Consider the following 13,185-nt stretch of genomic DNA (forward strand, 5'->3'; position numbering starts at 1 on the left):
CGTAAAACAACATGTGTAGACGGGGGACTGCTGGGGACCGGGATGTCGCGGTGCGGCTCAGCGCGACAGTGCGAGCTCCAGTGCTTCAACCACGAGGGCATGGTCGTCTGCCTGCGGTAGCCCCGACACGGTGACCGTGCCCACCGGCCCGACATCCCGAACTAAAACAGGGAAACAGCCCCCGTGGTCGCTGTACAGCGCCGCCGGCAGCCCGGTCGCGGTGTTCAGGTCGGTGTTGTTGGCCGCGTGCGAACGCCCGACAAGGAAGGAGCTGTGGCCGAAGCGGCGCACCGTGCGCACCTTGCGGGCCACCCAGTCGTCGTTGTCGGGGGTCGTTCCCGGCAGCGCCGCGTGGAACACCTGCTGGTAGCCCCTGGTGATGTCTATCGTCACGCCGAGCCCGCGCGCCGTCGCCAGCTCGACCAGGCTGAGCCCCAGTTCCCAGGCGTCGGTGTGGGTGAACCGCGCGAACTGCAACCGCTGCTCCTGCGCGTGCAACTCGGCAATTAGGTCAGGCAGCGTGGTCATGAGTGTCCTCTACTTGGGTGGGAGATGCTGGGGTGGGAGCTGCTGAGCCGGGAGATGGGTGCGCACGAGGGCGGGCAGTTCGGCCGGCTCGAACGGCTCCGAGGTCGACTCGAGCTCGGCCAGGCTCCACCAGCGGCTCGCCTCGACGTCGACGTGCTCTTCCGGAGTCCAGTTGGTGTTCACCGGCTCGAAGTTGCCTGTCGTGTGGACGTAGAACTCGGCGTGGCCGGTGCTGTGGTCAGCAGCATCCCACACCACATCAAAATCATGGTTCCAGACCGGATCGCCGACTGAGTCGGCCACCAGCCCGGTTTCCTCGAAGAGTTCGCGCACCGCGGCCTGAGCGTGGTTTTCTCCCGGGTCCACTCCCCCGCCGGGCGTGATCCAGCGCGAGAAGCCGCTGGTGTCCGGAGCCTTGGTGCGAAACAGCAGCACCCGCCCGGACTCGTCGAACAGCAGGATGCGCGAGGTGAGGCGGTGCCCGGCGGTCATCGGTCAGGCCGAAACGAAGTCGCTGATGTCGCCGACGTAGCGGGTGTTGTTCTCGGGAATGGGATCGACCGCGGCCAGCGCAATCTCCGCCGCGAACTCGCCCACGTTGTATAGGCGGCCGGCGGATTCCTTGCGTGCCCCGATCGCTCCGGGGTTCGCGCGCTCCAGCAGGGTGGCGGTGATGGTGCCCTCGATCATGTCACCGGAGACCACGACAAACTCGATGCCCTTTTCCGTCAGGGCCGGGATCAGCGCACGGAGAGCATCTTCGCCCGCCCGCTTGCTCAGCGCAACCGGAAGGTACTCGGGCATCGTTTCGGTGCCGTGAATGAAGTGCGCCTGGTGGCTGGTGATGAACACAACTCGGGAACCGGGACCGAGCAGCGGCAGCGCCGCGGTGAGGAGGTTGACCTGGGCGTCGCGGTTGAGCTGCATCGCATAGTCGGCGGCCATTCCGCCCTCCATGCCCCCGGAGGCGTTCATAACGAGGATGTCGAGTCCGCCGAGTTCGTCCGTGATCGTACTGAACAGGTTCTCGAGCGAAACCGGGTCGGTGAGGTCTGCGCCTACAGCGATGGCGGTGCCGCCGGCCTGCTGGATTGCGGAGACGAGCTTCAGCGCCCTGGCCTCCTTGTTGCGGAAATTGACCACGACACTTGCACCGGCTTTGGCGAGGTAGCCGACCGTGTCGGCGCCGATCCCTCGGGAGGATCCGGTCACGAGGGCGCGCTTGCCGGACAAAGTTCCGGGCTGTAGTGGGTTGCTCACGACAGACGACACTATCAACTCCGGCGTAGCCACACGCTGCACCCCCGAGTACCGTTGTGCCGTGATCCCCTACTTCGCCCCGCCGCGCCCGCGCGTGTTCGCGCATCGAGGCCTTGCCACGGGCATTGCGGATAACACGCTGCTCGCCTTCGAACGGGCACTGCAAGCGGGCGCCGGCTATCTCGAGCTGGATGTGCACGCCAGCAGAGACGGCGTCGCGGTCGTCGCCCATGACGCGGATCTGCGAAGACTGGCGGGTTCTGAGCGCACGATCGCCAGCCTGACCCTCGCAGAACTGCGCACCATCGACCTCGGTCACGCCCAAAGACTTTCCACCCTCGCCGAGGTGCTCGCGGCCTTTCCCACAGCCCGCCTGAATATTGATGTCAAAGCACAGGCCGCGATCCCGTCGGTTGCCAAGGCAATCCGGCGAGCCGGCGCGCTGGATCGGGTGTTGGTCGCATCGTTCAGCGAGCGGCGCCGGAGCGCCACGGTGAAATTGCTTCCGGGCGTCGCGAGCGCGGCCTCGTCGACCGTTCTCGTCCTGGCGGTGGTCGCAGCGACGCTGCGGCTCACTCCGCTGCTGCGCTTCAGCCTGCGCCGGGTGCACGCCGTACAAATCCCCGAGTCTTTCCGCGGAATTTCGCTCGCGACGCGCCGGATGATCGACGCGTTTCACGGCGCCGGAGTCGAAGTTCACATCTGGACTGTCAACGAGCGTGCCACAATGGAGCGCCTCCTCGACCTCGGTATCGATGGTCTTGTGACTGATCGTGCCGACGTGGCGGTCCGCCTGCTCGAAGAGCGATCCCCCACACGCCGATTGTGACTGGGAAGAGCCTGTGAAATATCACAAGGTTGAAAGGATACGTCCAGCCGGCGGGTTTATAACTTTGAATGCATTGCGATTAAGGAGGCCAGACAATGGCAGACCGTAGTTTGCGCGGCATGAGACTTGGCACCCAGAGCTTACAGAGCGAAGAGGGCGTGGAGTTTTCCCCGCGAAAGAAAAGTGTTTACCGCACAGCCGACGGAACGACCTTCGAGGTAGTGTTCTCGGCCGAAGCCGAAGTACCCGAAGTCTGGGAGTCTCCGAAGTCCGGCCAGGAAGGCGTTCTGCTCTCGAGCGACGGCACCCCGGTTGAGACGTCCCACGTTGAGACCAAGATTCCGCGCAGCCACTGGGACATGCTCCTGGAGCGACGCACCCGTCCGGAGTTGGAAGAACTTCTCCAGGAGCGGCTCGATTATCTTCGTGCGCGCAAGGGTCAGAAAAAGGTTGACGCCTAACCGAAACGGTTAACTCGAGCACCTCACACCGGTCACCCGGATGTGAGGTGCTTTTTGTTTACCGCGGCGTGTGACGCCGCTGCACAGCCATGGCCAGCGCGAGAGCCGCCAGCCCGAGGCCCGACACAAACCACTCGATGCCTCGTCCGGCCAGCGATGCAGGCGTCACCGTCGAGCTCAGGGGGACGTCGGCGACCATGGTGTCGGCCGTGTAGGTGTCCAACTGTTCGATGGTCGATCCGTCCGGCGCGATGATCGCGCTGGTTCCCACGGTTGAGATGTTGACGACGCTGCGCCCCAGTTCGATGGCCCGGATTCGCGCGATCGCCAGCTGCTGTACGCTCTCGTCGGTCTGGCCGAAGTCGGCGTTGTTGGTCTGCGCAAGCAGCACCTCGGCGCCATCGCGGACGGCAGCGGTCATGACCGCGTCGTCCGAGATATCGAAACAGATGTTGATTCCGGCCACAGTGCCGTTGATGTCGAACACCGTGTCGGTTGTGCCCGGGGTGTACTCGCGTGCGATCATGCCGATCAGGTCGGGCGCGAAGGGTTCCCAGAACTCCCGGTCGGGCACGTACTCGCCGAACGGGATGGGATGCTTCTTGTCGTAGTAATCGACAGCGCCTTCCCCCGCCTCCCAGAGCAACGAGGTGTTGTAGATCTTCCCGTCGCGTTCGGTGATGGCGCCCGCCACCAGCGGAGCGTCGAGCTGCGTGCTGACGTAGTCGAAGGCCCGTGCGGCGTAAACCGACTCGAGCGGGTTGATGTCGGAGGCGCCTTCCGGCCAGACCACCATGTCGAGGTCGAGATCCTGCTCAAACAGCGGCTCGGTCGCCTCGAACTGGGCGGTGAGCAGGTCGCCCTGCTCACGAGTATCGAAGTAGGCGGCCTTGCCGTTGCCCTGCACCGCTGCGATGGTGCTTGTGCCGGTGATGGCGACCGGGAACGCGGGCACCACGAGAGCCGCGGTGACCGCGGCGACCACAACGACGAGCCGGATCATCCGCCCCACAGCCCCGAAGCGCACCGCCTCGATCGCCAGCGCGACCAGCGCGACCATGACGAAGCTCACCCCCGACACCCCGAGCCAGGGGAACAAATCGGCGAAAGGGCTCTGCGATTGGGAGAGGGCTACCCTTCCCCAGGCGAACCCGCCATAGGGGAAAGTGCTGGTGACTGCCTCCCGCGCTGTCCACAGGCCCGCGATGATTGCCGGCAGAAGCAGGAGTCGACCCCGTGCGTCCGGCCACAGCCGGGCGCACCAGCGGTAGGCCAGGGCGACGAGCAGCACACCCAGCGCGACGAACAGGGACTCGAGAACCGACAGGGCGGTCATCGGAATCGGGCCGAGAAACAGCGATGCCCACTCGATGTGCACGAGATAGAACGCGAGGCCGGAAACGAAACCGAGGAGCAGCGCCGAGCGGGGCCGACGGCCGACCGCACTCACGAGAACCAGCGCGATTCCCACAAAGGTGAGTGGCCAGAGGTCGCGATCGGGGAAGCCGGCGTCCATGATCGGACCGGATGCCGCAGCAAGCACCAACGCTGCCCACAGCGGAACAATCGGACGGGGATCTGGCCTCACCAGCCTGAGCCTACGCAACGCTGGAGTATGCAACGATGCCGCGTCGCACTGCGTCTAGAGCCTTACGGGCGTTCGCCCCGACCGGCGCATCGGCCACCATGGAAAGCTGGTCGAGCAGGTCGATGGTCTGCTTGCTCAGGCGCACAAAGTCTCCGGCTGCGAGGTCGGCGATGGTCAGCGCGCTATCGAGCGATGCGCCCTGTGCCCAGCGGTACATCGCGTGGATGAGCCCGGTGCCGAGCGGCTGGGTGCCGGGCAGACGGTTGTCCCGTTCGAGGTCATCGAGGTTTGCCCACAGGGTGGTGGTGGCATCGAAGGCCTCGCGGAAGGCGCCGCGCGGGAGGTTTCTTTCGTCGGGCGGGCCTTCGTCGCGACGCGGCTCGTAGACCAGGGCGGCGGCCATCGCCGCGAGGGACGCCGGATCGAGGCTGTTCCAAAGCCCCCGGCGCAGCGATTCGGCGACGAGCAGGTCGCGCTCACCGTAAATGCGCTTCAGGGTGCGCCCATGCGAGGTGACGGTGATCTCGCCGTCGGCATCCGCGCTGAGGTAGTCCAGGCTGAGCAGCACGTCGGTGACCCGGTCGAAGACCTTGGCAACCGCTCCGGTGCGCGTGCGGATATCGGACCGGAGGCGATCGTTGTCTTTTTTGAGTTTCCACCAGCGTTCGGCCCAGCGCGCGTGGGCCTCGCGATCGTTGCAGGCGTGGCAGGGGTGCTGCTTCAGTTGCCGCCGGAGGGCTGCGATCTGCTTCTGCCGACGATCCTGGTCGGAGCGCGTCTGGGCGTCCTGGCGCACGCTCGCCTTGCGCTCGAGGTCGGTGAGCTCGCGCCGAATGCCGATGTATTCCCCGAAGTCGCCAAGGTGGCAGGTCATCGACTTGGCGTATCCGTCGAGCGAGTCCTGCTGCGAACGCACCTTGCGGGCGATGTCGACGACGGCGCGGTCGGCCTGGAACTGTGCGAACGACGACTCGAGCACCTCGCGGGTGTGCGCCCGCCCGAACTGGTCGATGAGGTTGACCGCCATGTTGTACGTCGGTTTGAAGCTCGACACGAGCGGGTAGGTGCGACGGGAGGCGAGCGAGGCGACGGCATGCGGGTCGAGGCCTTCTGCCCACTGGATTACGGCGTGGCCTTCGACGTCGATGCCGCGCCGCCCGGCGCGGCCGGTAAGCTGGGTGTACTCCCCCGGTGTGATGGGTACACGTGCTTCACCGTTGAACTTCTCGAGTTTCTCGAGCACCACCGTGCGCGCCGGCATATTGATGCCGAGCGCGAGCGTTTCTGTGGCGAAAACAAGGCGCACCAGCTTCAGCCGGAACAGCTCCTCGACCACTTCTTTGAAGGCGGGGAGCATTCCGGCGTGGTGCGCGGCGACGCCCCGCTCCAGACCATCGAGCCACTCGAAGTACCCGAGGACACCGAGGTCTTCGTCGCGCAGCGTGCGGCAACGCTCCTCGACGATGGCGCGGATCTCATCGCGCTCGTGGGCCTGGGTCAGGCGAACTCCCGCGCGGAGCACTTGACGCACCGCGGCGTCACAGCCGACCCGGCTGAACACGAAGAAGATTGCCGGGAGGAGATTCTTGCTATCGAGGAGAGCCACAAACTCGGGCCGGTCCATTCGGGCGTTGTCGCCACGATTGCCCCTCCCGTTGAATTTGCCTGGGTCCCTGCGGGACCGCGAGTTTGGGCTGCGGGAGCCGACCCGCGTCATCGCCAGCAGCTCTGGGTTCACCCGGTTGGTTGCGGCGACTCCCGTCGTGTCGAACAGGTCGATCATTTTGGTACGGGTGAGCACGTGCTGCTCCAGCGGCACCGGGCGCTCCTCGGAGACGATGACGTCGGTATCGCCGCGCACGGCCTGCAGCCAGTCGCCGAATTCCTCGGCGTTGGACACCGTCGCACTGAGCGCGACCATCCGCACCGTCTGGGGAAGATGGATGATGACCTCTTCCCACACCGCACCCCGGAACCGGTCGGCGAGGTAGTGCACCTCGTCCATGATCACGAAGGCCAGGTTTTCCAGCAGTGCCGAATCCGCGTACAGCATGTTGCGCAGCACCTCGGTGGTCATGACCACGATGCGCGCGGAGGCGTTGATGTTGGTGTCGCCGGTGAGCAGCCCCACCTGGTCAGCCCCGTACTCCGCGGTCAACTCCTGGAACTTCTGGTTGCTCAACGCTTTCATCGGTGCGGTATAAAACACTTTGTCGCGGGTGCCCTGCATTGCAAGATAGACGGCGAACTCGGCGACCACGGTCTTGCCCGCGCCGGTAGGCGCGGCCACGAGTACGCTCTTCCCCTCCTCGAGCGAGATGCACGACGCAACCTGGAACTCGTCGAGATCGAACCGCTGGCGGGCGCGGAACGCCTCCACCCTGGGTTGCGCGGTGCGGGTGCGTGCTGCGGCGTACCGTTCAGCCGGAGACGGTGACATCATCACTAAATCGTGCTCTCTTCAATCAGACTGCGAAGTTTCCGCGCGGCCGCGCGATCGTGCAGCCAGGCGACTCCTGCTGCGAGCAGGTACAGCATCAACATCGGGATCGCCAGCAGGAACATGGTCATAACGTCGGAAGGGGGCGTGGCTAGCGCGGAGAAAAGGGTGATCGCAAGCACGGCGATCCGCCAGCCCTTGAGGATCGAGGCAGCGCTGAGCACACCGATGAAGTTCAACAGCACTAGGAACACCGGAAGCACAAATCCGATTCCCACCGCCAGCACCAGACGAGAGACGAAGTCGACGAAGTCCTTGGTGCCGAAGATCGACGTGGAATCGTCGGGCGCAAACCCGGCCAGGAGCTCGACCGTGTGCGGAAAGATGAACCACCCGGTGGCGCACCCCGCGAGGAACAGCGGGATGGTTGCCCCAAGAAAACCGGCGGCGTAGCGCTTCTCGGTGCGCTTGAGCGCCGGCACGATATAGGCCCAGATCTGATACAGCCAGACTGGGCTTGAAATGACGATCCCGAGAATGACCGTTATCTGCAGCTGGACGTCGAAGGCCTCGGTGAGCCGGGTGTTGTTCAGAACGGCCGTGCGCCCGGTCGACTCGGAAATTTGTTTGAGGGGTACTTGCAGGGCGTCGAGCACAAACGGCACAAGGAAGTAACCGACAACGGACGCCACCACGATCGCGAGAGCCGCACGAAAGAGCCGGTTGCGCAGTTCGATGAGGTGGGCACCGAAGGACATCCGGCCTTCTTCGGACTTGCCCCGGGTTCGAGTGGCCACGGACCCTAGGGCTTAGACGGGAACTGGGGCCCGTCAGGGCTGTCCGACGGGCGAACGACCGGCGCGCCCGGGTCCGGGACGGCTGCGCCGGGCGCCGTTACGTTCGGCGCAGCCTCCGAGGGGGCAGCCGCGTCATCCTTCTTGATCTCGGACTTGAAGATACGCAGCGACTCACCGAGGCCCCTGGCGAGGGCCGGAAGCTTGGTGCCGCCGAACAAGAGCAATACGACAATGAGGATGATCAGTAGATGCCATCCGGTAAATCCACTCAGCATGGGGTCACGTCCTTTGTGTCGCAGAAACTTAAGAAGCCTGTGCCCAGTTTAGCGCGCCGCCTTGGGGCCAACTGCGAAGCACCCGTGTGAGGCGTCAGCGGTAGCGGGCGGCCCCCGCGGCCGCCCATTCGGCCACCGCCGTGCGTGCCTCGGCCGGTTCGACCACGGTCGCCATCCCCGACATACTCGCGAGCAGTCTCTTGAGTCCGTGATAGTGGGACACCCGGATCGTCGTGCGGAACAACCCACCGATCTCGGTGGTCACCGCGCCGGCGGGGATGTAATCCGCAAGCAAGGGCGCGGCCGAGGGCACGACGTCGATGGTCACGAGCAGATCCTCCGGCGAACCCTCGAACAGCGTCTCGGGAAGGGTCACGTCCTGGGCGCGGAAGGTGATCGGCTCCGTCGTGATGACCGGCTCAGAGATGCGGTCCAGCCGGAACGTGCGAACGCCCTGCCGGAGGTGATCCCAGCCACGCAGGTACCAGTCGGCGTCGAACGATTCGATTCGCAGCGGGTCAACCCGTCGGCTCTGAGCCTCGCCCTGCGCACTGCGGTAGCAGAACTCGATCTGCACGCCGGTGCTGACCGACTCACGAATGAGGGCGAGAGTGCCGTCTGTAGCGGTGGCTTCGACCGTCAATGAGCTGGGAACGGCGGATGCTCCGCGGGACAGCTTTGCCATGAGGCTAGCCACCGCGGCCCGGTCGGCATGCTCGGGCAACGCCGACAGGTACTGCAGTCCGGCGATCAGCGCCGCTGCCTCGCGCGCCGAGAACCGCGGGGAATCGTCGATGGCGACCCGATTGGTGAGCACGATCTGGTCGTTCAGCTCGAAGTCGTCCCAGTTGATGTCGAACAGGTCGCCATGCTGGTACTGCGCCGTTTCCCCGGGGATGCCCGATACCCCGATGAGGCGCACCGCATCACGGATCTGGGACTGGGGCACGCCGAAGTGCGCCGCCACTTCTGCGACGCTGACCCGGTCGTGGTCCACCAGGTAAGGGACGAGGGACAGGAGAAACGCGAGCTTGTCTTGCGCGCGGTGGTCAGCCATGGTCAGTCGCCGTCCTCTCGAGCCGGGACCGAACCGCGTCGCGCAGCTCCGGCGGCGAGACCACGAGGACCTCCGGACCGAATCCGGCGAGTTCGTCGGCGAACAGATTGACGTCGGTGTAGTGCAGCAGCAATCTGCCGGCCTCGTCGGTCACGGTGCCCCGACGTTTGTGGAGCCGGGTGGCCGCGTCGGTCGCGGGTTCGACGGCGACGACGGCGGTGCGTTCGCTCCACAGCCGTTCGAGGTCGGCGAGGGCGGCATCCGTGGCATCGGCACTGAAGGGTTCGAATTGCTGTTTGGTGATCTGCACGGGCGTCAGAATCCTCCGGAGCAAGAAGTTGCGAGTGCCGTCTGCATCCTGGTCGAACCCGTGCAGGAGCCAGCGGCCCTGGTGCTGGATCAGCGCAATTGGGGCGACCGTGCGGGTGCGAGCGTGGGTCTCGCCGGGCTTGAGGTAGCCGAAACGGACGACGAGCCGCTTCTCTAGAGCCCCGGTCAAAGGCTCGAACGCGGCATCCCGCACCCTGATATGCGGTGCATAGCCCAGCATGGGCTCGTCAGCGATGACGCCGAGGGAGCGCAGCTTCATCAGCGCACGACGGGACTCCCCCGAGAGGGAGCCCTCCCGCCAGACCATGGCCGCCAGGTTCAGCAGCGTCGTCTCCTCCGGCGAGAAGCTGATGTCGGCGGGGAGCTCGTAGTCGCCGCGCGGGATGCGATACCGCAGGTTCTGGTTGTTGCCCGGATCATCGGGCGCCTCAATCGTCTCGAGGGGTACGCCCAGCTCGCGGATATCGTCCTTGTCGCGCTCAAACTGCCGCTCGAGTCCGGGGGTCACCCCGTCAACCAGGTACCGCTGCCGGTACCCCTGGACCGTAGACAGGATGTCGACCTTCGTCAGGCCGTTCTCCGACGCGAGCAACGCGAGGACCAGGCTGAAGAGTCGCTCTTCGACCGGGATCCGTGGGGTGGCTCGGGCGGCGGTCACGGACGTTACTGGATGCCCAGGATGTCGAGAACAAACACGATGGTCGACCCGTCGGGGATGCTGGTGGGAGCCGAACCCTCCGGGTAGCCGAACTCGGGCGGGATCACGGCGATGACCTGGCTGCCGACGGTCTTTCCGACGAGCGCCTGTGCCAGGCCCGGGATGAGACCCGTGCTGGCGTCGTCTCCGGTCATTTCCACGGCCTCGAAGGTCGAGGGCTGCTTGCGTTCCCAGCTGGAGTCGAAGACGGTGCTCTCTGCGCCGTCGCTGTTCCAGAGAACGCCGGTGTAGTGCACTACGACCTGGTCGCCCTCCTCGACGGTGTCGCCGTCTCCGGTGCGGATGTTGGCGATCCGCAGGTCGGTGGGAGGGTTCTCGTTCGGGATCGTGATGCCGGGCGTCCCGTCCGGAGCGGTGACCACAGCGGGCATTCCGGACACCGGGGAGGACAACGAACCGTTGGCCCGGCCGAGGTAACGAGCGTCGACGTCGGTGACGAGCACGAGGGTGTCGTCGTTGGCGAGGTTCAGGCTGGGGTCGAGGGCATCGGGGCCGTACATCTCCTCGACGGTCAGCACGGTCGCGGCGCGACTGCCCACCGTCTGGCACTGGATCGACTCGGCCATCGCGCTGGAGACATCTCCGGCGGTGAGGCGCACCGGGTTGGCGGGGTCGTAGTCGGTCGAGGTCAGCAGTTCGCCGGAGGACCCGATGAAAAGGCTCGCCTGGATATCGGCGATGTCGCCCTCGTAGACGGTGTCGCCGTCTCCGGAGGTCAGGATCGTGGTCTGCAGCTCCTGCGCAATAACCGGTGTGGGGAAGGACACCGAGGGGGCCTCTCCCAGATCTCCGGTCGCGGAGATGAGGTTAGACGCGTCCCCCGCCGACGTCAGCGGGTCACAGGACGAGGGCTGCGGGATGGAGCTACACCCGGCGGTGACGGCTACAAAACCTGCAGCCATAATCACAGCGACACTCTTACGCACAAAGCCTTCTTTCGATCGAGCTGGAAACACCGGGTTCACTCTAACTGTTATACGTCGGTCGGATTGGGGATAGCACCGGCCACCGGCGCTTCTTCCGAATCGGCCACCGAATCGGCCACCGAATCGGCCACAGAATCAGCTACCACGTCGGCCTCGGGATCATCGTCGGAACTCATCGCGGCCTTGGCTGCGGCGTGGGCCTCGCGCACGGTCTTGCGGAGGCTCTTATCGGTGGGCAGTCGCTCCCCCAGCGCTCCGGGGGTCCACGCCTCAACATCGGCGTCGGAGTAGTCCGTCTTCGACGGGCGGCGCTTCAGCTGCGGTGGGATCGCGCCGGGGGCAAGGCGGCGGGCCGTGAGCAGGAATCCCGTGTGTCCGATCATCCGGTGGTCGGGGCGCACGGCCAGTCCCTCGACGTGCCAGGTACGAACCATGGTCTCGGATGATTGCGGCTCGGTGAACAGCCCGGTGCGGCGAAGGGCCTCGGCGACCCGCGAAAGCTGGGTGACGGTCGCGATGTAGCAGATGAGCACACCGCCGGGCGTGAGGGCGTCGGCCGTGACATCGAGGCACTCCCACGGCGCGAGCATGTCGAGCACGACCCGGTCCACCGAGCCCGGTTCGACCGCGGACGGGAGCGATTCCACCAGGTCGCCGACCGTCACGGTCCAGTTCGCCGGCCGGGCGCCGAGGAACGCGGAGACGTTGCCGATCGCCACATCAGCGAACTCATCGCGACGCTCGAAGGAATGCAGTACGCCGGTGCCGCCGATCGCGCGCAGCAGCCAGAGCGAGAGGGCGCCAGAGCCGACGCCGGCTTCGACCACGGTGGCTCCGGGGAAGATGTCCGCCTGCGCGAGGATCTGCGCCGCATCCTTCGGGTACACGATCGCCGCGCCGCGCGGCATCGACATAACAAAGTCGGTGAGCAGAGGGCGCATGGCGAGGTACTCCACGCCGTTCGAGCTCGTCACAACGGATGCGTCCGGGGCGCCGATGACGACGTCGTGCTGAAGGATGCCGCGGTGGGTGTGGAACTCGCCACCCGCCTCGAGCGTGACGGTGTTGAGATGACCCTTGGGCCCCGTCAGCTGCACGCGGTCGCCCTCGCGGAATGGCCCGCTCTGGCGGCGGAAGGCGTCGTTCATACGGGGTCCTTTGATCGGGGTAATACAGAAGCTGAGAGGGGTGGCGCTGAAGCGTGGAGCTCGAGAAGATCGCCGAGGTCAGAGACCGTGCGCCCGGCGAGGGTGGGCCAGAGGTGGTAGCCGTTGCCCGTGCTGAGCGGACTGTGCAGCGGGATGCCGACCGTGCAGGCTCCGGCGGAGACCGCAGACGCAACTCCCGGAAGCGAATCCTCGATCGCCACGCAGTCGGCGATGTTCACGTCGAGCAACTCCGCGGCACGCAGGTACGCCTCGGGGTGGGGCTTGTTCTCGGTGACGTCGTCGCCGGCCACGATGATGTCGAAGGCGGAGAAACCCATGGCATCGACAACGCCGTTGGCGAGCTTGCGGAGGGACGACGTGACCAGAGCGGTGGGGATACCGTAGTCGCGCAGCTCACGCAGCAGCTCCTGCGCGCCGGGGCGCCAGGTCAAATCTGTTCGCACCTCGCTGTGGACGCGGTCGCTGAGCCAGTCAACGATGTCCATCGCTTCCATCTCGACGCCGCGAGCCTGCAGGATGACGGCCGAGGCCCAGAGTCCATTGCCCACGAGGGTGAGCCCGTCTTCGTGGGTCCAGACACCACCGAAAGACTCCACGAGGGCCGTTTCGGCGCGCATCCAGTGGGGCTCGGTGTCAACGAGAGTGCCGTCCATGTCCCAGAGAACAGCGGCGGGGAGAGTAGTCACAACGAGCGATTCTACCCGGACCCGTTCCACGCCCACGGCGTAGCGACGCTCCGGGGGCATCCTGTCGTTCTATCCTTGAGGAAGAACCTGCGCGGCTCGCGCCGCATAAGCGCGCCGCATA

General features: G+C 65.7%; 14 protein-coding genes. 2 read left to right on the forward strand and 12 right to left on the reverse strand.

Features of this window, described 5'->3' with window-relative positions; all coding sequences use genetic code 11:
• Positions 1 to 57: 57 nt before the first annotated feature.
• From B0I08_RS03310 to B0I08_RS03320, 3 genes are read right to left on the reverse strand one after another with little or no spacing between them, the layout of a single operon-like run.
• Positions 58 to 528, reverse strand: a complete 471-nt coding sequence (locus B0I08_RS03310; protein WP_106209728.1) for a heme-degrading domain-containing protein — start codon at positions 526 to 528, stop codon at positions 58 to 60.
• Positions 529 to 537: 9 nt separating this feature from the next.
• On the reverse strand, positions 538 to 1,020 hold the full coding sequence (locus B0I08_RS03315; protein WP_106209729.1) for an NUDIX hydrolase: 483 nt from the start codon (positions 1,018 to 1,020) through the stop codon (positions 538 to 540).
• Between the two features lie 3 nt (positions 1,021 to 1,023).
• Positions 1,024 to 1,788, reverse strand: a complete 765-nt coding sequence (locus tag B0I08_RS03320; RefSeq protein ID WP_106210029.1) for an SDR family oxidoreductase — start codon at positions 1,786 to 1,788, stop codon at positions 1,024 to 1,026.
• A gap of 61 nt (positions 1,789 to 1,849) precedes the next feature.
• On the opposite strand from B0I08_RS03320, the gene B0I08_RS03325 reads away from it, so the two are divergent.
• Positions 1,850 to 2,617, forward strand: a complete 768-nt coding sequence (locus B0I08_RS03325) for a glycerophosphodiester phosphodiesterase family protein (protein ID WP_245884472.1) — start codon at positions 1,850 to 1,852, stop codon at positions 2,615 to 2,617.
• A 95-nt stretch (positions 2,618 to 2,712) separates the two neighbouring features.
• Positions 2,713 to 3,078, forward strand: a complete 366-nt coding sequence (locus B0I08_RS03330; RefSeq protein WP_106209731.1) for an RNA polymerase-binding protein RbpA — start codon at positions 2,713 to 2,715, stop codon at positions 3,076 to 3,078.
• A gap of 58 nt (positions 3,079 to 3,136) precedes the next feature.
• Here the strand turns inward: B0I08_RS03330 and lnt are convergent, their stop codons facing one another.
• The 9 genes from lnt to B0I08_RS03375 form a co-directional block, all read right to left on the reverse strand.
• Positions 3,137 to 4,666: an apolipoprotein N-acyltransferase gene (lnt, locus tag B0I08_RS03335; protein WP_106209732.1), complete on the reverse strand. Its 1,530-nt coding sequence runs from the start codon at positions 4,664 to 4,666 to the stop codon at positions 3,137 to 3,139.
• A gap of 10 nt (positions 4,667 to 4,676) precedes the next feature.
• The gene (locus B0I08_RS03340) at positions 4,677 to 7,109 is read right to left on the reverse strand and encodes a DEAD/DEAH box helicase (protein WP_106209734.1); all 2,433 of its coding nucleotides are present in this window, start codon (positions 7,107 to 7,109) and stop codon (positions 4,677 to 4,679) included.
• Between the two features lie 2 nt (positions 7,110 to 7,111).
• On the reverse strand, positions 7,112 to 7,903 hold the full coding sequence (tatC, locus tag B0I08_RS03345) for a twin-arginine translocase subunit TatC (protein WP_342748151.1): 792 nt from the start codon (positions 7,901 to 7,903) through the stop codon (positions 7,112 to 7,114).
• A 5-nt stretch (positions 7,904 to 7,908) separates the two neighbouring features.
• A complete protein-coding gene (gene tatA / locus B0I08_RS03350) occupies positions 7,909 to 8,178 on the reverse strand; it encodes a twin-arginine translocase TatA/TatE family subunit (RefSeq protein WP_106209737.1) in 270 nt (89 codons plus the stop codon).
• Positions 8,179 to 8,272: 94 nt separating this feature from the next.
• Positions 8,273 to 9,235, reverse strand: coding sequence for a helix-turn-helix transcriptional regulator (locus B0I08_RS03355; RefSeq protein ID WP_106209739.1), 963 nt, complete (start codon positions 9,233 to 9,235; stop codon positions 8,273 to 8,275).
• Complete coding sequence (locus B0I08_RS03360; RefSeq protein ID WP_106209741.1) at positions 9,228 to 10,223, reverse strand: helix-turn-helix transcriptional regulator; 996 nt, start codon at positions 10,221 to 10,223, stop codon at positions 9,228 to 9,230. Before B0I08_RS03360 ends, B0I08_RS03355 begins: the two co-directional genes overlap by 8 nt.
• Before the next feature lie 5 nt (positions 10,224 to 10,228).
• Complete coding sequence (locus B0I08_RS03365; RefSeq protein WP_146134303.1) at positions 10,229 to 11,209, reverse strand: FKBP-type peptidyl-prolyl cis-trans isomerase; 981 nt, start codon at positions 11,207 to 11,209, stop codon at positions 10,229 to 10,231.
• A gap of 47 nt (positions 11,210 to 11,256) precedes the next feature.
• Positions 11,257 to 12,357, reverse strand: a complete 1,101-nt coding sequence (locus B0I08_RS03370; RefSeq protein ID WP_106209744.1) for a tRNA (adenine-N1)-methyltransferase — start codon at positions 12,355 to 12,357, stop codon at positions 11,257 to 11,259.
• A complete protein-coding gene (locus B0I08_RS03375; RefSeq protein WP_106210034.1) occupies positions 12,354 to 13,031 on the reverse strand; it encodes an HAD family hydrolase in 678 nt (225 codons plus the stop codon). Before B0I08_RS03375 ends, B0I08_RS03370 begins: the two co-directional genes overlap by 4 nt.
• Between the last annotated feature and the right edge of the window lie 154 nt (positions 13,032 to 13,185).

Origin of the sequence: Glaciihabitans tibetensis (assembly GCF_003003265.1) — a bacterium.
GTDB lineage: Bacteria > Actinomycetota > Actinomycetes > Actinomycetales > Microbacteriaceae > Glaciihabitans > Glaciihabitans tibetensis.

Bases quoted from the DNA above. Each gene is read 5' to 3' on its own strand.
- B0I08_RS03340 (WP_106209734.1), bottom strand. From the start codon at position 7,109: ATGATGTCACCGTCTCCGGCTGAACGGTACGCCGCAGCACGCACCCGC.
- B0I08_RS03370 (WP_106209744.1), bottom strand. From the start codon at position 12,357: ATGAACGACGCCTTCCGCCGCCAGAGCGGGCCATTCCGCGAGGGCGAC.
- B0I08_RS03310 (WP_106209728.1), bottom strand. From the start codon at position 528: ATGACCACGCTGCCTGACCTAATTGCCGAGTTGCACGCGCAGGAGCAG.
- B0I08_RS03315 (WP_106209729.1), bottom strand. From the start codon at position 1,020: ATGACCGCCGGGCACCGCCTCACCTCGCGCATCCTGCTGTTCGACGAG.
- B0I08_RS03355 (WP_106209739.1), bottom strand. From the start codon at position 9,235: ATGGCTGACCACCGCGCGCAAGACAAGCTCGCGTTTCTCCTGTCCCTC.
- B0I08_RS03330 (WP_106209731.1), top strand. From the start codon at position 2,713: ATGGCAGACCGTAGTTTGCGCGGCATGAGACTTGGCACCCAGAGCTTA.
- B0I08_RS03375 (WP_106210034.1), bottom strand. From the start codon at position 13,031: ATGGACGGCACTCTCGTTGACACCGAGCCCCACTGGATGCGCGCCGAA.
- tatA (WP_106209737.1), bottom strand. From the start codon at position 8,178: ATGCTGAGTGGATTTACCGGATGGCATCTACTGATCATCCTCATTGTC.